The sequence below is a fragment of the Salimicrobium jeotgali genome (genome assembly GCF_001685435.2).
In the GTDB taxonomy this organism is placed as follows: domain Bacteria; phylum Bacillota; class Bacilli; order Bacillales; family Halobacillaceae; genus Salimicrobium; species Salimicrobium album.
Genome location: NZ_CP011361.2, coordinates 620,264 through 641,715 on the forward strand (window position 1 = coordinate 620,264; position 21,452 = coordinate 641,715).

The following is a 21,452-nucleotide window of genomic DNA, read 5'->3' on the forward strand; positions in this document are numbered from 1 at the left end:
GGCTTTCTTTCTTGTGATAAGATTTTAAGGAACGGGGGAGAATTCATGACGGAGACTGTAATGAAAAATGAAGCAAAAGAAAAGATAGCCAGATGGGGCAATACGGTGAAACAGGATCCTTACTACCCTGCCTACCATATAGCGCCACCGGTCGGTCTGCTTAACGATCCGAATGGCTTCATCCACTGGAACGGGACGTATCATCTATTCTATCAGTGGATGCCTTTTCACACCGGACACGGGGCCAAGTTCTGGGCTCATGTTACTTCCGGAAACCTGGTGGACTGGAAATTTCACGGCCCGGCGCTTGCACCGGACCGGTGGTATGACAGATCCGGATGCTATTCGGGGAGTGCTGTCGAAAAAGACGGGGAGCTCATCCTGTTTTATACGGGCAATGTCAAAAACGGGGAGGGCGAACGGGAGAGTTATCAGTGTAAAGTCCGTTCTCCGGACGGCGTCACGTTCGAAAAGCTTGGGGTAAGTATTGAACTTCCGAAAGGTTTCACCCCTCACTTCCGCGATCCGAAAGTATGGAAAACAGGCCACAGCTGGTATATGGTAATAGGAGCTCAGACCGAGGATAAGGAAGGGTGTGTCGTCCTCTACGACTCCCCGGATCTTGAGTCGTGGCAGTACAAAGGGATACTCGCATCCGGACTCGGGTATATGTGGGAATGCCCGGACTTTTTCCGGCTCGAAGGAGATGTGCTGTTATTTTCTCCGCAGGGGCTGGAGGAGCAGGGTATGGACTACAGAAACATGTATCAGTCCGGCTACATCATCGGGGATTTTGAAGACGGGTTCCGCACGGAGGACTTCCGGGAGCTGGACCACGGCTTCGAGTTCTATGCTCCGCAGACGATGGAGGATGATGCCGGACGCAGAATAATAATCGGCTGGATGGGCATGCCGGATGGCGGAGAGGAATACTTCCCTACCCACGACTATCACTGGATTCACCAGATGACGCTGCCCCGGGAACTTTCGCAGAAGGGAGATACGATCGTCCAGAAACCTCTCGTGGAAATGGAAGAACTGCGCATGCGGAAAGTAGTTGAGGAGTCACAGGAAAAATGGGAAGGGAAGATTCCTGCGAGCAGCGAGATTCTGCTTCAGGATATAGACGGAGACGTGGACATAGAACTGTTCCGTTATATATCTCTTCGTTGCAGCAAAGGAAAAGCGATATTGACGAGACCTGCGATGGACGGTTCGGGGGAAGAGTGGAGAGCGACAGTGCTCGACTCCCCTCTTACGGAAATGCGGTTATTCGTCGATCACTCTTCAATTGAAATTTTTATAAACGGAGGAGAGACTGTATTCTCCTCGAGGATATTCCCGGAAAAAGAAGAAACTTCCGGTATAATAAACGGAGATCTTTCCCTTACTGTATGGGAACTTCGCAGACAGACAGGAGGTAAAACTGTATGAATCTCGGAGCAATTGAAGCCGGAGGAACAAAATTCGTACTGGCAGTAGGTAACGAAGAGGGAGAGATTCTGGAAAAAAAGGTAATTCCTACAGAACATCCTTCCATCACTATGCCCGCAGTCATCGATTTTTTCAGAGGGAAAGATATTGAAAGGCTCGGAGTCGGGAGTTTCGGACCTATTGATGTGAACGCGGACAGTGCCTTCTACGGCCAGTTGCAGAAAACGCCGAAGACGGAGTGGGTGGATTATCCGCTCGGCAAAGAGCTACAGGACCACCTCCTCATTCCGGTCATCATTGATACGGACGTAAATGTGGCAGCGATGTCGGAAGCTAAGTGGGGGGACGCTAAAGACGTGGACTCCTGTCTCTACATTACGGTAGGTACAGGAATCGGAGCCGGAGCCTATATAAAGGGTGAGACGCTGAGAGGATTATCTCACCCGGAAATGGGACACATACCCGTGCGCCGTCATTCGGATGATGATTATGCAGGAGGCTGTCCGTATCACGGAGACTGCCTGGAAGGTATGGCTGCAGGACCTCATATCGAAAAAAGGTGGGGCCGCCCCGCAGAAGAGCTGGTGGACCGGAAAGAGGTATGGGAGATGGAAGCTTATTATCTCGCCCAGGCTCTCGTCAACTATATATACATCGTCTCTCCTGAGAGAATCATTTTGGGCGGGGGAGTCATGAAACAGAAACAGCTGTTTCCGATGATCCGAACGATGGTACTGGAACTTTTGAACGGGTACGTAAGCTCTCCGTACCTGACCGAAGATACTATCGACAAATACATCGTATCCCCCGGTCTGACTGATGAAGCGGGAGTAAAAGGGGCACTTTATCTGGCCATGGGAAGCCGGATGTGAGAAAATTTCAGTGAAGGTCCTATCACCGATTGTTCAGGAGGGATGTTTCGATGAAGATAGAGGTCGTTAAAGGAGATATAGCGGACCAGTCCGACATGGAAGCAGTAGTGAACGCGGCGAATAAAGAACTGCGGTCAGGGGGCGGCGTCGCGGGAGCTCTTCACAAAAAAGCGGGACCCGGGCTTCAAAAGGCCGGAGAGCGGTATGCACCCCTGCAGCCGGGAGAAGCCGTCGTCACGGAAGGATTCGGCCTTCCGAACGATTTCGTGATCCATACGCTCGGTCCGGTATACGGAACGGATGAGCCGGCGGAGGAGCTTCTTGGAAGCTGTTACGGAGAATCACTGGAGAGGGCACGGGAACATAATATAACCAGTGTCGCTTTTCCGCTGATTTCGACCGGTGCTTTTGGCTACCCTCTGGAAGCTGGTATCGATACGGCACTCGAAGTCGTCGAATCCTACTTCCCGCGTCCGGGCAGCCTGCAGATCGTCCGGTCCGTTCTTTTCTCCGATGAACAGTATGAAACATTCAAACGGAAATACGAAAGCCGCTCATAGATACTGACTCCCGGAAGTTAGAATAAAAAATCTAACTTCCGGGGTGCATTGCCATAGATGAGGGGCTTTTTGTATACTATTTTTCTCCACGATAATTCACTTCTCATTTATCAGAAAATGTTGCATAATGAGTAGTGTTATAACAAAAATCGGGGAGGGGTACTGGTGGAAAAGCACGACGAAAGATTCAAGGTGGCTAACCGGGAGGCTCTGATCGGCGTAGGTCTGGCACTCATCAATTTTCTATGGTGGTTCGGTTTTGCGTATGGCCTCGGCAGTAAGCCTCCGGAGGAATACAGTTACATATTCGGTCTTCCCGCCTGGTTTTTCATGAGCTGTGTAGGCGGTTTTATCCTTATGTCGGTGCTGGTCATCTTTGTAGTGAACGTATATTTCACGGACGTACCTCTTGAAGCGAAGGATGAGGATATAGAATGAACTGGGCGGTAATCATACCATTACTTCTATTTATTATACTTATTTTTATTATCGGATTCTGGGCGAACCGGTCCATCCGTCTCTCTAAAAAGGATTTCATGCAGGAGTATTTTTTAGGAGGACGGGAACTGGGCGGTTTTATCCTTGCCATGACAATGATGGCTACATACGGAAGTGCGAGCAGTTTCATAGGTGGCCCGGGGGTAGCTTACACCGAGGGCCTCGCCTGGGTACTGCTTGCGATGACTCAGGTCGTGACCGGGTACTTCGTACTTATGGTACTCGGGAAGAAGTTTGCGATTAAGGCGAGGGAGTATAAAGCCGTAACTCTCACCGATTATTTACGGACGCGGTATCAGAGCCACGTGGTAGCCCTGCTCGCCGCAGTCAGTATCATTATTTTTCTGTTCTCTGCAATGGCAGCCCAGTGGGTAGGCGGAGCAAGACTCATCGAGACGGTGACGGGTATCCCTTACACATCGGCCCTGTTTATTTTTGCTGCCTCTGTCCTTATTTATGTCATTATCGGAGGCTTCCGCGCTGTCGCTCTGACAGACGCTGTGCAGGGGAGTGTGATGTTTGTCGGTACGCTCATCCTGCTGATAGCCACCGTGATTGCAGGAGGAGGCGTCGAGGAAATTATGCAGGGACTGACCCGGGAAAACCCGAACCTGATTACACCGTTCGGGGCAGACCTCACTCTTACACCAGCCTATGTATCCTCTTTCTGGATTCTGGTAGGGGTGGCGGTCGTCGGGCTTCCTCAGGTGACGCTCCGGGCCATGTCCTACAAAAGCTCCAAAGCGATGCACAGAGCTATCATCATCGGTACCGTCGTGGTCGGTTTCGTGATGCTCAATATGCACCTGATCGGTGTATTCGCGCGTCCCATCCTTCCGAGTATCGAAGTAGGGGATAAAGTTATGCCTCTTATCGCTCTTGAAGTGCTGCCGGGCTGGGTGGCTGGCCTCGTCCTTGCCGCTCCGATGGCCGCTATTATGTCCACCGTCGATTCCCTGCTGCTTCTTGTAAGTTCCGCATTCGTTAAAGATATATATGTAACGTATCTGAAACCGGATGCGAGCGAGCGCCGGGTGAAAGGGATGAGTTTCGGGGTGACGGGAGTGCTCGGCATATTCGTGTTTCTCATGGCCCTTCAGCCGCCGGATCTTCTCATCTGGCTGAACCTGTTCGCTTTCGGGGGGCTTGAAGCCACTTTCATCTGGCCGGTGGTACTTGGTCTGTACTGGCAGAAAGGGAACAAGTACGGCGCAATCTCTTCGATGCTGACAGGGATTCTGTCCTATGTAATTGTCGATCAGTTCTTCAACCAGCCGCTCGGAGTCCATAGTGTCGTTCTTCCTGTACTGTTTTCTTTCATAGTATACGTACTGGTCAGTGCCGGTACGACACAGAACTACACGGCCCCTGTGACAAATCCGACGAGATAATCATCCTCCGGCATTTATGCCGGGGGAATTTTTTTGAAAAACGTTTGAATCGGGCAATCCCGTACGTATAAACAATCGATAAATGAAATATACCTCCCCTGTTTTTGAAATTTGTACACGTGATACACCGGGACCTCGCTGTTATGGTCTTTTGCCACACATTACAGGAAGAAGTAGGATACATAGTGAGAGGAGGGGGGAAGCACTTGCATATCGAGCAGGAGCAGTGGTATACACTTACAAGATCATGTCATCACTGTAATACGGAAGAACTCGAAGATTATATGTTTTTTGTAAAGGACGGGGTCCGTGACGGCACTATCCTTTGTCAGGACTGCTATTATTTTTATCTGGAAATAAGCGGAAAGAACGAATAATCCGGTGTCAGGAGAAAGCGCATATGGATACTGAGGAGTAAAAGGTATGAGGGAAAGGAAAAGGCGAGCGTCTTGGGGGAGACGCTCGCCTTTTATGTGTGCCCGGCATGGGCTATAACTAGGTGGTGAAAGTCCACTACAGGCTTGGCAGTAGGAACTGTTAGCCAATGGCAAGGGTGTCCATCGTGAGGTGGAATCTGAAGGAAGCCGGAGGCAAAATCCCGGACTGACGGACAGAAACTGTATACAAGGCTGGTTCGGAACGGACGAGTTTGCATAACAAAACGAAGTCCGATACTGCCCGAATTCTGATCAGTAAATACAGCAGTTACACGGGAGGAAAGTTATAGCTCTTACCCGGGGAGGTCTTACAAGGGTTCCCGCCAAGAGGAAAGGAATTTTCCACAGGAACAACCAGGACAGTGATGGTCTGGTGAATTGTAAGAAGTCAGCCGAAGCCATAGTAGTCCCAACAGGGACGAAGGGCTGAACAATAGAAATCTTGGACATCGTGGAGGTGGGAGACATGCAAGAATCACAGCCAACGCCGGACGGCGGCTATCTACAGGAGAATAGGATGGAATCCGAAGGAAATGTAGAAGTGTGTAGCAGTTCTCGCGGTGAAACGGGTGGAAAAGATGGTACGCATCATTTCATAAACAAAGTCGTCCATCGTACCAATCTGAACCGGGCGTATGAAAAAGTGAAAGCCAACAAGGGAGTTGCAGGCGTGGACGACATGAGTGTTCAGGAGTTATACGGTTATCTAGTCTTGAATAAAGATACGCTTATCTCCGACATCAAAAACGGTTCCTATGAGCCTCAACCCGTCAAACGTGTGGAAATAGATAAAGAGGACGGGTCCAAACGAAAACTGGGGATTCCTACAGTGAAGGACCGTCTGGTCCAACAGGCAATCCTCCAAGTTTTAGAGAAAACGATAGACCCGACATTTTCCGATGACAGTTACGGGTTCAGACCAAACCGGAGCGCTCACGACGCTATGCGTCGGGCGAAAGAATTCTATGAAGACGGGTACCATACCGTGGTGGATATCGATATGGAACAATACTTCGATACCGTGAACCACGATAAACTGATGTACCACGTTGGAGAACATGTGAAAGACCCGACGGTCCTTCGACTTATCCGTAAATTTCTGAGAAGTGGTGTCTCCATTGATGGAACCATCTACGCTACAGAAGTAGGATGCCCGCAAGGGGGAAACCTTTCTCCGTTACTGAGCAACATTTACCTCGATCAGTTGGATAAGGAGTTAGAGAGACGTAATCATAGATTCATTCGCTATGCCGATGATTGTAATATCTACGTGACATCCAGAAAAGCAGGACACAGAGTAATGAATAGTGTGACCACCTTTTTGGAAAAGGACCTCAAACTCACCGTGAACCGTCAGAAAAGTGAAGTGGGTAGCCCGACGAAACGAAAGTTTCTCGGATTCTGTCTGCATACCACTAAAGACGGTGTTGGCTTCCGCCCTCACATCACATCGAAAAAGAAATTCGAGAAGAAACTCAGAGAAAAGACGAGCCGGAAACGTAGTGGTTCCACCTACCAAATCATCAAAGAAGTGAACGAAATAACAACCGGGTGGATTGCTTACTACAGCATCAGCTATATGAAAAAATATATCCAGCGCATAGACCAATGGCTCCGGCGTCGCCTGAGACAAATTATATGGAAACGATGGAAGAAGGTCAAAACCAGATACCAAAACCTTGTGAAATTAAACATTCCCAGGCAGAAAGCCTGGGAATGGGCAAATACAAGGAAAGGGTACTGGCATATTGCCTGTAGTTATATCCTTCATAGAGCAATACGAAATGATCGTCTTGAAAAGACGGGATTGAAGAATCTTAATCAGCTTTTCAAGAAAGCGCACTGAACCTATTGAACCGCCGTATACGGAACCGTACGTACGGTGGTGTGAGAGGACGGAGGTTAATTACCTCCTCCTACTCGATTTATGAATAAAATCAGTCACAACCGTCTTCACTGCAGGTGCTGCCCTGCTTTGAATTGAGGCTGGTAAAGGCGGGAGTGCCGCGTTCTTCCTCCCACACCTGTTTCAGTGCATCTTCGAACGTTTCTTTCGGCTGAGCTCCGGATACCGCATATTTACGATTGATGACGAAGAAAGGAACGCCCTGGACACCAAGCTGATAGGCTTCACGTTCTTCCTCACGGACACTTTCTTCATAGTCATCCCCGTTCAGAATCTGTTCCACTTCTCCGGCAGGAAGTCCTGCCTCCACGGCCAGGTTGTACACGGTCTCGGAATCCCCGATATTTTTCCCTTCTGTAAGAGCGGCACTCAGAAAACGTTCGGTTACTGCATGACTTTTTCCCTGCTCTTCAGCGAATTTGGCTATACGATGAGCTTCGAACGTATTAGCAGGAATCATCTGATCGAACCGGAAATCGAGACCGACTGCTTTCGCCTGCTCTTCCATGGAAGAAGTCATTTCTTTCGTCTGTTCAAGCGACTGATTATATTTTTTTGCCAGTTTTTCGTGCATCACCGGTGTCGTCTCCGTTTTCGCATCCGGGTCCAGCTCAAAACTTTTGTATTGTATATCCACTTCGGCATCATCCGGAAGCGATTCTAAAGCCTCTTCCAGGCGACGCTTTCCGATGTAACAGAAAGGACACACGAAATCGGACCATATTTCTATTTTCATATTATCCACCTCAATTAATTGCATGATATCTTTCATTTTAAGATGCCGGATTAAAAAAATCCATTAATCTGATTACACGGAAGGGAAGTCCGTTTCGATTGTAAGGACAAAAGGGGGAATGATGTATGATAGTCAGTAAAAATGAGCTGGTAAGACGGAGTGTGAGGAACATGGGCAATGTCGATCATCGGATTGCCGTCTTTGGAAAGAAAATCATAGCCGCTGCGTACGATGAGGGTATTTGTGCTCAAATAACAGAAGGCCACCGTTCGTACCGGAGACAGGCGGAATTGTATGGTCAGGGACGTTCCTGGTATAGGTGGGACGGGCGGAATTACGGGAGCCGGGGAAGTATCGTCACACACGCAAGGCCCGGGCAGAGCATCCATAATTACGGACTTGCTATCGATTTCTGTCTGGTAGACAAAAGCGGACAACAGGCAATTTGGAGGGTGGATGAAAGCTGGAGGAGAGTGGCATCTATATCAAAAGACCTGGGCTTTACGTGGGGCGGAAATTGGAGAACCTTCAAGGACTATCCTCACCTGGAATGGACGCACGGGATGACGTGGAAGGATCTGGCTTCAGGACGGGGGCCTTTCGATTACCCGGGATTTCTGATCCGGAGGGGAAGCCGGGGCCGGAGAGTAAAACAGGTTCAGCTAGAACTCGGAACTGCGGCAGACGGCATTTTCGGACCTCTTACGGAGAAAGCGGCAGTTACATTTCAACAGAAAAACAACATTCAGGTTGATGGTATTATCGGACCACAAACATGGAATAAATTTTACAATTGATCAGTTCATTCAGTTGTACGATTACAAATAATCAGTTTACATTTATTTATCAAAAAGTATACACAATATTACAGGACATCCTTTATAATAAGAATGCGTTTACATTTTTCACAAGGAGGAGACGCATTTGAATTATGTAAAAAGGTTGGCTCTCGGAATTGGAGCAGCAGCTATGGTTTTATCCCCCTACGCAAGCGTGGGGAAGGTTAATGCTGAAGAGACATCGGACTTATTGTTTTCTGAATATGTGGAAGGGAGCAGTTACAACAAGGCTCTCGAAATTTATAACGGGACAGGGGGACCGATCGACCTCTCTGATTACACAGTAGAGCTTTATTCGAACGGAAGTTCAAGTGCTTCGAGTGAATTGAAACTGGAAGGTACGCTTTCATCCGGAGATGTACACGTCATCGCGCATACGAGTGCCGGAGAGGAAGTGCTGGCTGAAGCGGATACGACAAACGGCGGAGTAACGAATTTTAACGGAAATGACCCGGTAGTTCTGAAGAAGAGCGGAAGTGTCGTCGATTCAATCGGGCAGACGGGAGCGGATGCGGAGTTCGGTAAGGACGTGACTCTCGTCAGAAAGGAAAGTGTGACTGCCGGGGATACTGTTCCTGATGATGCGTTCAACGCATCCGGCGAATGGAATGCTTTCAGTAAAGATACGTTTGAACATCTCGGAAGCTACGAAGTGAAGCAGGAAGAGGCTGTCGAAAAAATCAGTGTCGCTGATGCGAGAGCAGCTTCCGAAGGAGAGACGGTACGTATTGAAGGTACGGTCACTGCTTCATTCACGGCAGGAGGACAGACGAATCTGTACGTCCAGGATGGAACAGGAGGCGTAATCCTGCGCGGCCCTTCCCTGAACGTTGAGCTCGGCACGAGTGTGGAAGCACAGGGAACACTTGCAGATTATTACGGCATGGCACAGATCGAAACGACGACGTCCATGCTTGAAGAAACCGGAACTCCCGGGGTGCCTGATGCTCAAACCGTCAGCAGCTCCGACATGAACGAAGATGTGGAAGGGGAACTCGTCCTGGCGGAAAACGTCACTGTTGAAAGCGTAAGCAGTGAAGGGGATTACACGCTGACGGATAACGAAGGTACTCTTTATTCCACTCCGAAAGAACAGGGACTCCTCCAGGTAGGTGATACATATGAACAGCTTACCGGCGTAGTCGACTACAGTTACGGAGAGTACAGAATAGTACCGAGAAATAAACGGGATGTCGTCACCGAAGTTTTTGCGGTTCAGGCTTCTGAAACTTCAGGTGACATTGTGGAAGGCAAAGAAGTGGAGCTGTACACGGCTTCCGAAAATTCGGAAATACGCTACACCACTGACGGTTCAGCGGCAGGATCTGACAGTACCCTGTACACGAAGCCTGTCGTGATAAATGAAGATACGACGTTGAAAGCGGTCGTAGTGAAAGAGGACGGTACCATAAGTGATGAGAAAACATTCACCTACAGCGTCCTGCCGGCAGCAGATAATGTGGAGATTCATGATTTGCAGGGGGCCGGTCACACATCCCCATATGAAGGGGCCGCAGTCAAAGGAGTAACGGGTGTTGTTACAAAACTTGATGGTTCCAACGGTTTCTATATGCAGTCCATGAATCCGGATGACGATATAAGCACTTCGGAAGGTATCTATGTTTATAAATCCGGCCACAGTGTGGAAGTCGGAGACGAACTGAAGGTTGACGGTAAAGTTACAGAGTGGAGAGAAGACGGCTACAGTGATGCCAACGATCTTCTTACGACCCAGATTTCTGCCGGAACAATCGCGAAGGAGGCGTCCGGTTCCGAACTTCCGGATACGACAGTGATCGGGGAGGATCGTAAGCAGCCTACGGAGACGGTAGAAGATGACGGAATGACTTCTTTTGATCCGAAGACGGACGGTCTTGATTTCTATGAAAGTCTGGAAGGAATGCTTATTGAACTTCCGGACGCCACTGTCACCGGACCTGTGAAGTATGATGAACTTCCGGTGTACGTGGAAACGAGTGAAGATCAGGCGTTTACGGATGTGGACGGACTACGTCTTACCGAAGAAGACATCAACCCTGAAAGAATGCTGATCGATGTAGACGGAAAAGGAATTCAGGCTAAAACCGGAGATTATTTCCAAGGCCCGATTACAGGCGTTGTGAATTACGATTACAGTAATTACAAAATACGTCCTGCCGGAGAATTTCCTGCTCTGTCTGACGGAGGAGCCGAAGAGGAATTCGGTACGATCAAAGGTTCGGAGTCCGAATTGTCAGTAGCTACGTACAACATGGAAAACTTCTCTCCGGAAACGAGTCCTGAGAAAACGGCAAGAATCGCTGAACAGATGGTGGAAAACATGAACGCACCCGATATCGTCGGGCTTGTCGAAGTGCAGGACAACAGTGGCAATGAAGACGACGGTACGGTGGACGGCAGCGAAAGCTATGAGACGTTGATAGCTGCCATAGAAGAAGCGGGCGGCCCGACTTATAACTATGCGGAAGTCGTTCCTGAAGACGGTCAGGACGGAGGTATTCCCGGTGGTAACATCCGCGTGGGAGTCATCTATAATCCGGATCGCGTATCGATGACGGAGAAACCTTCCGGAGACGCAACAACAGCGGTGGAGGTTACAGAAGACGGGCTTTCCCATAACCCTGCACGTATCGCTCCGCAGAACGAAGCGTGGAACGAATCACGGAAGCCGGTGGCTGCAGAATTCGAATTCAACGGCGAAAAAGTGATCGTCGTAACCAACCACTTCAACTCCAAAGGAGGAGATGGAGCGCCGTTCGGTTCGGAACATCCGTATGAGCTTGGAAGTGAGGAGCAGCGAATGAAGCAGGCTGCTGTGATCCGTGAATTCACGGAGAAAGCCGAAGCGGAAATGGACGATGCAAACGTTGTGATCATGGGGGATCTGAACGACTTCGAATTCTCCAATCCACTGGAGGAACTTGAGGGGGATGTATTGAACAACCTCATCGAAGACGTGGACCCTGAAGATCGCTACACGTACAACTATCAGGGGAACTCTCAGGTGCTCGATCATATACTTGCTACAGATGATTTATATGACGACTCCGAAATAGAAACCATTAATGTAAACTCGAACTTCGGTGTGGAAGACGGCCGAGCGAGTGACCATGATCCTGTGCTGGCCTCCTTCGAGATCGAACAGGAAAATAGTCATCCCGGCAAAGGGAACGGGCACGGAAAAGACAAAGACCATCCTGTATTCGATGAACATCCGGGCAAAGGAAATGGAAAAGGAAAAGATAAAGATAAAGATAAAGAACACCCGGTATTTGATGAACATCCGGGCAAAGGGAAAGACAAGGGTGAAGATCATCCGGGTAAAGGGAACGGGAAACACAAAAATAAAAAGCTGGACCTTGAGCTGATGCATACGAACGACACGCACGGCCATATAGGTAACATTGCAATAACGAAAACTGCAGTGGACAACTACAGAGAAAAATATCCGGAGGCTCTGCTCTTAAGCGGAGGAGATATTTTCTCCGGAACGCTGTATTTCCAGGAATTCCTGGGGCAGGCCGATCTGAAGTTCATGAATATGCTTGAGTATGACGCCATGAGTTTCGGTAACCATGAGTTTGATTTAGGTGACGGTGAAAATGGACATAAAGCTCTTCAGGAATTCATCGAAGGGGCAGACTTTCCATTTGTAGCTTCCAACGTGGATTTCTCGGCTGACCCGCTTTTCGATGAAGTGGATGAGACGGGAACGGTAACGGCCGAAGCTGAGGACGGGGAAATCTACAGCGGCATCACGAAAGAAGTTAAGGGCGAAAAAGTAGGCATTTTCGGTCTGACGACAGAAGAAACGAAAGATATTTCAAGTCCAAAAGACATTACTTTCTCCAACTATATTGAAGAAGCGGAAGCTATGGTGGAAGCTTTCGAAGACAGAGGCGTGCACAAAATAATCGCCCTCACTCACCTCGGTCTGGACGACACGGCGAAATATGATAACGATCTGATTCTTGCCGAAGAAGTGGACGGAATCGACGTAATTGTAGGAGGACATACGCATACGGAAATCACCGAGCCCCGTATTGTGGAAGATAAAGAGCCTACTGTCATCGTTCAGGCAGGAGAGTATAACAATAACCTCGGTACTCTTGAAGTTGAGTTCAACAAAAAAGGAGTCATCACCGGCTATGAGGGAGAACTCGTACCTCTTGAGGGTCTTGAAGAAGACGAAGAATTTGCCGAAGAACTGAAACCGTATACTGAGCAGATTGAAGCGATCCAGAAGGAAGAGATCGGCGTCACTGCCGAAGTACCGTTGAACGGCGTCCGGGAAGACGTACGTACGAAGGAAACGAATCTCGGAAATCTGATCTCTGACGGTATGCTATGGAAAGCGAAACAGATCAATCCCGAAACGCAGATTGCCGTATCCAACGGAGGAGGCATCCGCGCCTCCATCGATGAAGGGCCGATTACGCTCGGAGAAGTGCTGACGGTGATGCCTTTCGGTAACTCCCTTGGAATTATGAATATCCAGGGAGACGAATTCAGGGCTGCACTCGAACACAGCGTATCGACCGCCCCGAATCCGGGAGGGCAGTTCCTGCAGGTGTCAGGGATGAAGTTTGAGTATGACAGTACTAAACCTGTCGGAGAGCGTGTAGTCAAAGCTGAAGTACTTCAGGATGACGGCACCTATGTTCCTCTTCAGGACAGTGAAATGTACTACGTCGCAAGTAACCTCTTCACGATTAAGGGAGGAGACGGTTACGGTATGTTTGAAACGGTATACAACGATCAAAGGGTAAGTGAGCCAGGCTTCGTGGATTACGACGTGTTCACACAGTATCTGCAGAGTCAGGGGAGCAGCGTTTCTCCCGAGACTGAAGGACGGATCGTGGATATCGGTAAGTAAAAGAGATGGAGAGTGACTTCCGGCATAGCCGGGAGTCACTTTTTTTGTTAAAATATTGACATTTATGTGAACGTCTAGTTAAATAATAGTTGGAATATTTAATGAATTTAGAAATTTCTGTTTTATTAAAATTACATAAGGAGGCGGGTCATGGTATTAGTTGCGGGGTTTGTGCTGCTTACGATCGTAAGCGTAGTACTCGGTCTTAAAAAAGGGAAGGCGCTTTATCTTACTTTTCCTTTTGTCGCTTTAGCGGGATTCGTGCTGATCAAAATCGCTATGGTTCCGCTCCCATTCTGGGAAACGGTCTCATTCATTTTCGATCTGAGAGATTAAAAGGGAGGGAAGTTATTTGAAGAAGATAGACAAGAAGACGGCCGACGCTTATTTTCGTACGCGGACTACACTGATCGTCATTTATCTTATTATAGGTTTCTGTGTCTCCTACGGAGTGGTGCTATTCGCAGAACCTTTATCGTCCATTACTTTCCTGAACATGCCGCTTCACTATTATATGGGGGCTCAGGGTGCCGTTTTGACGTTTATATTCCTGCTTTTTGTGAATGCAATTGTAAGCGATTTCGTAGACAGGAAATTCGGCCTGCTGGATCTGGATAAAGAAGAGGAAAACGAAAGCGGAAAAGCGGTCAATAAATAAGGGAGGGAAGGTATGGAAACTCAATTTTTAGTATCACTTACACTAATACTGGCAACATTTGCATTATACATAGGCATTGCAGTATTCAACACAGCAAAGAAGACGTCGGATTTTTATGTGGCGGACCGCGGGGTGCCCCCGGTGTTCAACGGGATGGCTATCGGAGCCGACTGGATGAGTGCGGCGTCGTTTATAGGTATGGCGGGTACCGTCATGCTGCTCGGCTACGATGGTCTGGCGTACATAATGGGATGGACGGGAGGGTACCTGCTGCTTACGTTTCTTCTCGCTCCTCAGCTCCGGAAATACGGAAGATATACGGTGCCGGAATTTATCGGGGACCGATACAAGAATGATACTGCACGGCTGATTGCAGCAGCAGCTACGATTATAATAAGTTTCACATACTCCGTCGGACAGCTCGCAGGCTCCGGTGTAGTAATCGGAAGGCTTCTGGAAGTGAACACGGCTGTCGGTACACTCGTCGGTGTGGTCCTTATCGCTTTTTATTCCGCCTTAGGAGGGATGAAAGGAATTACGTGGACGCAGGTGGCCCAGTACGTCGTTCTGATTGCCGCCTACGTCATACCGGTCGTATTTATGGCGCTCCAGCTGACTAACAATCCGCTTCCATGGATTTCCTACGGGGAAGTCGTTTCGGAGTTTACCACACTGGATCAGGAACTCGGTATCACCGAATATCTCGTACCTTTCACGGAAGGGACGAAATGGCAGTTCATAGCTCTCATGTTTACACTTATGGCCGGCACAGCGGGTCTCCCACACGTAATCACACGGTTCTTTACGGTAGCCACTATGAAAGCGGCCAGGTGGAGCGGTGCGTGGGCGCTCGTGTTCATCGGACTTCTTTACCTGTCCGCACCTGCCTACGCTGCCTTTTCCCGGTTCATTCTCATGACCCAGGTAGCCGGTTCACAAATCGATAATCTTCCTGCATGGACGCAGTCCTGGGTCGATACAGGACAGCTGTCGGTGGCCGATACGAGCGGGGATGGCACGCTTCAGTGGTCCGAGCTTGTCATCAGCGGAGACATCGTCGTGATGGCAACTCCGGAAATTGCGAACCTCGGCATATTCGTAATCGGGCTGATGGCAGCCGGAGCTATGGCTGCGGCATTGTCCACAGCCGGCGGGCTGATGATTACGATATCAGCCGCTCTCTCTCACGATATTTACTATCGTTCCATTAACCCGAAAGCGACAGATAGGAAGAGACTCGCGGTAGGACGCTGGTCTATCGTAATAGCGACGGTAGTAGCGGGACTGATTGCCCTGAATCCGCCGGGAGCTATTACCCAAATTGTAGCCTGGGCTTTCGCACTAGCCTCGGGCACCTTTTTCCCGGCCCTCGTTCTCGGGGTATGGTGGAGGCGGGCGAACGGACCCGGAGTTGTTGCCGGTCTTCTCGTAGGTCTGACGGTGACGCTCACATACATTTTCCTCGCTAAATTCGGAGGCATCACTCTGCTCGGCATTATCGACACAGGGGCAGGTATTTTCGGAGCTGCGGCGGGTTTTCTTACGAACGTCATAGTATCTCTTTCGACGAAACCGCCGACTCAACAGACGGCGGAAGAAGTGACCGATCTCCGCTACCCGGAACAGCTTATATATGAAAACGGAGAAGTATGGGTGAAGGAAAAAGCTGAATAGTGAAAGTGCCTCGTCCGGTGAAGCATCGGACGGGGCTTTTTTTATTTTTGCACCGTCGCCCGTCTTTTCCCGGGAAATAAAAAAATGCAGAGGATCTGTGCTCCTCTGCAGACTTTAGGCGTCCGGAAATCATTCTTCCGGATCTTTCTTTTTCTCTTTTACATAAAGATAGACGTTCAGAAGTATAAAAGCGATAGCTATAATCCCGCCTACAGTCGTAAGTTTCAAAAGGTCGGTAAATAGCCCGACCAGAAAGTAAATGAGAAAAAACAGTGCGAAACCTAAATAATACAAGACAATCCTTCCCCTTCTATAACGGATACATATAAAAGCGATAGACCGTGAATTCCTCTCCCTGCATAATATCATAAGCTTCTATATTTATCGACGAAAAAGTCAGACCGTCTTCCTGTTCGAAAGAAAGCGTCATTAAATAATCTTTGTCTTCAATAAGAGGGATAGGTTGAGGATTGACGATTTCAATCACCCATTCGTAGGCGAACCTTTCTATGAAGGCATGTGTGAATTCGGTGTGCGTACCATCGAACCACAAATTAGTGAGGGATATCAAATCGCGTTTTGATTGCATATGCTTTTCTCCTTCGATGTTGGTAGTATTAGTTTCCCTTAATCGGGGGAGAATGAAACATAAGAGGATAGTTTTTGACGAAGTTTTTTTCGTTCACGGAGAACGGTTGATTTGGAAAGAGCCAGGAGTGAAGCGATATCTTCCGTAGTGTAGCCTTCCATGTAGCAGGTGAAAATCTTTTCTTCTCTGACATTGAAACCGGGATAGATGAAATAGTGGTCGATGTGGACAGAGGGGAGCCGGGGCGATGTCATCGTCAGAATCTCTTTGCGTCGTTTTGATTTACGGAGGGCGGACTGGTAGTGGAATTTCAACTCCTGGTAGTAGTAAGTGGAGAATTTTGCCCGGGAAGGATTAAAGTTACCGGCACATCTGTGGTAAACGAAGTAGGCTTCCTGCCGTTCGTCTTCATACGGAGGAGGGATGCGGAGAAGGCGGAGGACGTCCATGATCATTGGATAATAGTCGGTGAACGGTTGTATATTCATAGTTCACTCCTTTCTTACCTATTATCTCTGTTTGTGGGAAGAAAAAGAAGAGAAATTTGAAAACTACAGCAGAAAAATCAATTTTTGTAAAAATTAATGACACCAAAACGCACTCTTACCACGATTATAAAGTAAGTAAAGAATAAGGATGTGGTAACGTGTCACCGGAATCATTCGAAAAAATTGTACAAACTCATGAAAAAAGAATCCATTATTTTATTCATCACCTCGGCATCAGAGACGACGAAGGAGATTTCTATCAGGAAGGTCTGATCGCTTTGTGGAATGCCTGTACGACATACGTTGCAGGAAGAAGCGATTTTTCTACATATGTGAACTGGAAAATAAAGAACGCCCTCATCGATCAGATCAGACAGAGACAGCGGCATGCCGAAAAGGAAGAGCACTATCGCCACATGACCGGAAGGCCGGAAACCGAATACGTCCCCCGCGAAATGTTCGATGAAGAACTGTGGAAGGGTATCAGGGGAATGCTGACAGAGAACGAATGGAAATGGGTCACCCAGTTCATCATAGAAGATAAAGCGGTAGCGCAAATCGCTGTTAAAGAAAATGTGAGCCGGGATGCCGTGAAGAACTGGGGGAGGCATGCCAGACGTAAGTTGAAACATTTCCCTTTACTCATGGATGAAAAATAACAAAAAAGAAGCCCCCGGGCTGGTCAAGCCTCGGAAACTTCCTGATGGGCATGCACTTCCACCCGTACTCCCTCTGTATCTGTCCGCAACGACTCAAAATGAAGATGGGGAAACACGGATCTCAATTCTTCCACCTCTTTTTCTTCCAGTTCCTCGAACAGACCGATCATCGTAGGCCCGGCCCCGCTCACGTAAGTTCCGGCACTTCCGGCGGTTTTCAAAGCTTTTGAAACCGGCGCGAAGTCAGGGAGGAGGGGGCTGCGGTACACCTGGTGAAAACGGTCCTTCTCCATCATCTCCCCGGCAAGTTTCCAGTCATGCTGAGCAAGGGCCGCAACGAGAACATTGCCGGTACTGCTTGCATATACAGCTTCTTTGTAAGAAAAGTGTTTCGGAAGAAGATCTCTCGCTTCTTCCGTTTTCAGATGAAAATCAGGGACGATGGTCAGCCACTGCAGAGATTGGACGCCGTTCGTCAGCTTTACATATTTTGGAACGTCATAGTCATAGTGGGCGATAACGATACCACCGCAGATGGCAGGGGCAACGTTATCGGGATGCCCTTCGATTTTACAAGCTACTACGACTTTCTCCTGCTCGCTTAAGTCCAGACCGAGCAGCTGATTGGCGAGTTCAATGCCTGCGACGACCGCCGTAGAGGAACTGCCGAGTCCGCGGGAGACCGGTACCTCGTTCGAAGAGGTGACGACGCACGGGATGAGTTCTTTCTGTCCATATTCCCGGGCTGTGAAACTGGCCGCCTGATACACAAGGTTATCTGTACCCGCCGGTATGAATGGCCGGTCCGCTTCCGGTACGATGAAGTGCCAGGCATCAGACGGTTCACAGTGGAAGGAGGCATACTTCGTGAGAGCGATACCGACAGAATCAAAACCGGGGCCGAGGTTCGCGGAAGTAGCCGGTACTGTTATAGTGAAATTATTCATGATGTCCTCCTTTCAAAGCTTCCCTGAACGCCTGCAGGTCATTTTCGATGACTTTCGGCTTCAGTTCGCTAGTATCAATCGCTGTATTAGGATCTTTCAGCCCGTTACCGGTTAACACGTGGACGACAGTGGAACCTTTATTTATCCTTCCCTGTTCCAGTTTTTTGATTGTGCCTGCCAGAGAGGCACAGGAAGCGGGTTCCGCAAAGATTCCTTCTTTCTGGGCAAGCATGTGATAAGCCTGCAATATTTCTTCATCCGTCACTTTGTCGATCTCCCCGTCCGATTCTTCAACGACGGTATTTGCAGGTCCCCAGCTGGCGGGGTTTCCGATCCGGATGGCGGTCGCCACTGTTTCCGGCTGTTCATAAATGCGGTCATCTGTAATCGCAGCAGCACCGCTCGCTTCAAATCCATACATCTTCGGAAGGCCGGTAGCATGTTTTTCATTATACTGCTTGAAACCGCGCCAGTATGCTGTAATGTTTCCGGCGTTTCCTACAGGGATGGACAGGTAATCCGGAGCTTTTCCGAGTGCATCACACACTTCGAAAGCGGCCGTTTTCTGCCCTTCGATCCGGTTCGGGTTCAGGGAATTGACGAGTGTGATGCCGTCTTCTTTGGCGACTTCTTTTACAATTTCCAGCGCCTGGTCGAAATTACCTCTGATGGAGAAAACCTCTGCCCCGTACATGACAGCCTGGGCAAGTTTTCCTTCCGCTATTTTCCCGTCCGGAATCACTACGATACAGCGCAGATTCGCCCGGGCTGCAAAAGCAGCAGCGGAAGCGGACGTGTTACCGGTGGAGGCGCAGATGACGGCCTCAGAACCATCTTCGATTGCTTTGGCCATCGCCATTACCATACCCCGGTCTTTGAAAGAACCGGTAGGGTTGGCGCCTTCCACTTTTACGTAAGCATCAATATCAAGATCCCGGGAGAGATTCTCAAGCCGGATGAAAGGAGTGTCCCCTTCATTTAATGTAAGTGCCGGTGTAGCGTCTGTCACCGGCAGCGAATCTCTGTAATGGTGAAGTAAGCCATGCCACATCAGTCGTCTCCTCCTTCCACGCGAAATACACTGTCGACGGAACGGACGGAAGCGGCCTGTTCCAGTGCTTCCATCGCTTTTTCAAAAGCTTCTTCGTTCACGGAATGGGTGATCATCATCAGTTCGCGCTCTTCCCGGGAATCGGAAGGCTGCTGGATAATCTGGTCGAAAGAAATATCTTTGTCGGCAAAAATCCGGGTGATTTCCAGCAGAATACCCGGCTGATCGAGGACGTGCAGCCGTATATATTTCTTCGAGTACGTTTTTGCTTTCGGTTTCAGGAGCCGATCGTGCTGCGGGTGGACGTAGTTGTTTCCATTGGTGCCGAGCCGGATATTCTTCACGACGGCGATCAGATCGGAAACGATAGCTGTAGCCGTAGGCCCTTTACCTGCGCCCGGACCGTAAAACATCGTTTCGCCGACGGCATCTCCGTAGACGTACACCGCGTTATACTCGTCATTCACCGAAGAGAGCGGATGGGCCTTCGGAAGCAGGGAAGGCTCGACGCTGAGCGTGATACCTTTCTCATCGTGTTCTGCGATTCCGATCAGTTTGATCGTGTATCCGAGCTTGTCTGCGTAAGCGATGTCCGATGTGGACATACCGCGTATGCCTTTCAGCTTGACATCGCTCAGTCTCGTCGGCATGGAGAATCCGAGTATGGAAAGAATCGTCATCTTTCTCGCTGCATCCAAACCGTCCACATCCGCTGTCGGATCCGCTTCGGCGAAACCGAGCTCCTGTGCTTCCTTCAGCACGTCATCAAAGTCGGAACCGTCCTGACTCATCTTTGTCAGAATATAGTTTGTCGTTCCGTTGACGATTCCCATCATTTTCCGGATGTTGTCTGAGGAAAGTCCGTCGACGATGGAGCGGATAATCGGTATGCCGCCGGCTACGCTGGCTTCATAATAAAGATCCGTTTCGTTACGGACGGCCGCGTCGAAAAGGATTTCACCGTGTTCCGCAACGAGATCCTTATTGGCGGAGACGATATGTTTTTTATTTTCGATCGCCTCGAGCAGTACGTTCAGCGTATGTTCCACGCCTCCCATCACTTCCACTACCACATCGATTTCAGGATCTTTCGTTATGTCTTCGTAGTTCGTCGTCAGCTGGACGGCTTCGCCCGGAAGGTCTCTGGTTTTATGGATATCGTGGACGAGAGCCCTGGTGACTTTCACTTCACATCCCGTTTTATGTTTAATACTCTCCTTGTTGGTGTGTAAAATTTCGATGACACCTGTGCCGACGGTGCCGAGGCCCAACAGGCCTACCCTGATTGTATCTTTCATGTCATCACTCCCTGTCCACTTCTGAAATACATTAATGTTTATATAATGGACATTGTACATGAATAGAAAGGGGGCTACAAGATAAGTAATCTAAATATTTGCGCGGAAAACGCTTTCTTAGTTGAGAAAAATATGAATAATACGAAAAAAAGATTGTAAAAGGCATAATTACCTATATAATTGTTACAGGACGGTAAAAATGGTAATTCATTTTACACACACTCCCTGGCTCCGTTTATACCGCTCCGCAATTATATACAGGAGTTGAAGTGGATGAACTTGCGTGAATTTATCGATACTTGCGCCGTCTCTATTGACGTATTGATTTACAGGCTTGGTGTTCAGGGGCATTACGAAGTGTTTTTCAGTGAAGCGAAGAAAATAGCCGAACAGGAATATACGGAAAACCCCGGTATTGAAATGAACACACTGATGTCGAAAATACATACGCACTACCTGGAAATGTTAGATGCTTCTTTACAGAAGAGATGAAATTAGCCGGCGGATGCCGGCTTTTTTTGTTATAATGGAGGAAAATA

General features: G+C 48.8%; 21 protein-coding genes. 14 read left to right on the forward strand and 7 right to left on the reverse strand.

From position 1 onward, the window contains the following. The first annotated feature begins 45 nt into the window (after positions 1–45). The 7 genes from AAV35_RS03075 to ltrA all read left to right on the forward strand — a co-directional run bounded on the left by AAV35_RS03075 (position 46) and on the right by ltrA (position 7,038). Positions 46–1,434, forward strand: a complete 1,389-nt coding sequence (locus AAV35_RS03075; RefSeq protein WP_008586939.1) for a glycoside hydrolase family 32 protein — start codon at positions 46–48, stop codon at positions 1,432–1,434. After that, positions 1,431–2,306, forward strand: a complete 876-nt coding sequence (locus AAV35_RS03080) for an ROK family protein (RefSeq protein WP_008586941.1) — start codon at positions 1,431–1,433, stop codon at positions 2,304–2,306. The genes AAV35_RS03075 and AAV35_RS03080 overlap by 4 nt, the downstream gene beginning before the upstream one ends. A 50-nt stretch (positions 2,307–2,356) precedes the next feature. Next, the gene (locus AAV35_RS03085) at positions 2,357–2,866 is read left to right on the forward strand and encodes a macro domain-containing protein (protein WP_008586943.1); all 510 of its coding nucleotides are present in this window, start codon (positions 2,357–2,359) and stop codon (positions 2,864–2,866) included. Between the two features lie 165 nt (positions 2,867–3,031). Beyond that, positions 3,032–3,304 (forward strand): YhdT family protein, encoded by a 273-nt coding sequence (locus tag AAV35_RS03090; RefSeq protein ID WP_008586946.1) that lies wholly within the window; start codon positions 3,032–3,034, stop codon positions 3,302–3,304. Then, positions 3,301–4,755, forward strand: coding sequence for a sodium/pantothenate symporter (gene panF, locus AAV35_RS03095; RefSeq protein ID WP_008586949.1), 1,455 nt, complete (start codon positions 3,301–3,303; stop codon positions 4,753–4,755). Before AAV35_RS03090 ends, panF begins: the two co-directional genes overlap by 4 nt. Positions 4,756–4,961: 206 nt before the next feature. Then, a complete protein-coding gene (locus AAV35_RS14310; protein ID WP_156330832.1) occupies positions 4,962–5,132 on the forward strand; it encodes a hypothetical protein in 171 nt (56 codons plus the stop codon). 526 nt (positions 5,133–5,658) lie between these two features. Continuing rightward, the gene (ltrA, locus tag AAV35_RS03100) at positions 5,659–7,038 is read left to right on the forward strand and encodes a group II intron reverse transcriptase/maturase (protein ID WP_040608979.1); all 1,380 of its coding nucleotides are present in this window, start codon (positions 5,659–5,661) and stop codon (positions 7,036–7,038) included. A gap of 91 nt (positions 7,039–7,129) precedes the next feature. On the opposite strand, the gene AAV35_RS03105 is transcribed toward ltrA, so the two are convergent. Beyond that, positions 7,130–7,834, reverse strand: coding sequence for a DsbA family oxidoreductase (locus AAV35_RS03105; RefSeq protein ID WP_008586953.1), 705 nt, complete (start codon positions 7,832–7,834; stop codon positions 7,130–7,132). Between the two features lie 125 nt (positions 7,835–7,959). On the opposite strand from AAV35_RS03105, the gene AAV35_RS03110 reads away from it, so the two are divergent. From AAV35_RS03110 to AAV35_RS03130, 5 genes are all read left to right on the forward strand, one after another. After that, a complete protein-coding gene (locus AAV35_RS03110; RefSeq protein WP_008586955.1) occupies positions 7,960–8,631 on the forward strand; it encodes a M15 family metallopeptidase in 672 nt (223 codons plus the stop codon). Between the two features lie 127 nt (positions 8,632–8,758). Next, on the forward strand, positions 8,759–13,549 hold the full coding sequence (locus AAV35_RS03115) for a 5'-nucleotidase C-terminal domain-containing protein (protein WP_008586956.1): 4,791 nt from the start codon (positions 8,759–8,761) through the stop codon (positions 13,547–13,549). A gap of 150 nt (positions 13,550–13,699) precedes the next feature. Beyond that, positions 13,700–13,885 carry a hypothetical protein gene (locus AAV35_RS03120; RefSeq protein ID WP_008586958.1) on the forward strand — a complete coding sequence of 62 codons (186 nt, stop codon included), beginning with the start codon at positions 13,700–13,702 and terminating at the stop codon, positions 13,883–13,885. Between the two features lie 16 nt (positions 13,886–13,901). Further along, complete coding sequence (locus tag AAV35_RS03125) at positions 13,902–14,207, forward strand: DUF4212 domain-containing protein (protein ID WP_008586960.1); 306 nt, start codon at positions 13,902–13,904, stop codon at positions 14,205–14,207. A gap of 12 nt (positions 14,208–14,219) precedes the next feature. Beyond that, entirely contained in the window at positions 14,220–15,881 is a 1,662-nt protein-coding gene (locus AAV35_RS03130; RefSeq protein ID WP_008586961.1) for a sodium:solute symporter family protein, read from the forward strand. A gap of 129 nt (positions 15,882–16,010) precedes the next feature. Here AAV35_RS03130 and AAV35_RS14475 read toward each other — a convergent pair whose 3' ends face one another. Genes AAV35_RS14475 through AAV35_RS03140 form a run of 3 tightly spaced genes read right to left on the reverse strand, consistent with a single transcriptional unit; the run spans position 16,011 to position 16,958 of the window. Further along, positions 16,011–16,175, reverse strand: a complete 165-nt coding sequence (locus tag AAV35_RS14475) for a hypothetical protein (RefSeq protein WP_008586963.1) — start codon at positions 16,173–16,175, stop codon at positions 16,011–16,013. Positions 16,176–16,191: 16 nt separating this feature from the next. Beyond that, positions 16,192–16,470 (reverse strand): hypothetical protein, encoded by a 279-nt coding sequence (locus AAV35_RS03135; RefSeq protein WP_008586964.1) that lies wholly within the window; start codon positions 16,468–16,470, stop codon positions 16,192–16,194. A 38-nt stretch (positions 16,471–16,508) separates the two neighbouring features. Continuing rightward, the gene (locus AAV35_RS03140; RefSeq protein ID WP_008586966.1) at positions 16,509–16,958 is read right to left on the reverse strand and encodes a LuxR C-terminal-related transcriptional regulator; all 450 of its coding nucleotides are present in this window, start codon (positions 16,956–16,958) and stop codon (positions 16,509–16,511) included. A 158-nt stretch (positions 16,959–17,116) separates the two neighbouring features. Here AAV35_RS03140 and AAV35_RS03145 point away from each other — a divergent pair, with 158 nt between their 5' ends. Further along, on the forward strand, positions 17,117–17,617 hold the full coding sequence (locus AAV35_RS03145; protein WP_008586968.1) for a sigma-70 family RNA polymerase sigma factor: 501 nt from the start codon (positions 17,117–17,119) through the stop codon (positions 17,615–17,617). A gap of 23 nt (positions 17,618–17,640) precedes the next feature. On the opposite strand, the gene thrB is transcribed toward AAV35_RS03145, so the two are convergent. The 3 genes from thrB to AAV35_RS03160 are packed head-to-tail and all read right to left on the reverse strand — an operon-like array spanning position 17,641 to position 20,913. Further along, on the reverse strand, positions 17,641–18,564 hold the full coding sequence (gene thrB / locus AAV35_RS03150) for a homoserine kinase (RefSeq protein WP_008586970.1): 924 nt from the start codon (positions 18,562–18,564) through the stop codon (positions 17,641–17,643). Further along, positions 18,557–19,615, reverse strand: coding sequence for a threonine synthase (gene thrC, locus AAV35_RS03155; protein ID WP_008586972.1), 1,059 nt, complete (start codon positions 19,613–19,615; stop codon positions 18,557–18,559). The genes thrB and thrC overlap by 8 nt, the downstream gene beginning before the upstream one ends. Further along, positions 19,615–20,913: a homoserine dehydrogenase gene (locus AAV35_RS03160; protein WP_008586974.1), complete on the reverse strand. Its 1,299-nt coding sequence runs from the start codon at positions 20,911–20,913 to the stop codon at positions 19,615–19,617. Before AAV35_RS03160 ends, thrC begins: the two co-directional genes overlap by 1 nt. Before the next feature lie 273 nt (positions 20,914–21,186). On the opposite strand from AAV35_RS03160, the gene AAV35_RS03165 reads away from it, so the two are divergent. Then, on the forward strand, positions 21,187–21,405 hold the full coding sequence (locus AAV35_RS03165; RefSeq protein ID WP_008586975.1) for a hypothetical protein: 219 nt from the start codon (positions 21,187–21,189) through the stop codon (positions 21,403–21,405). Positions 21,406–21,452 lie beyond the last annotated feature (47 nt).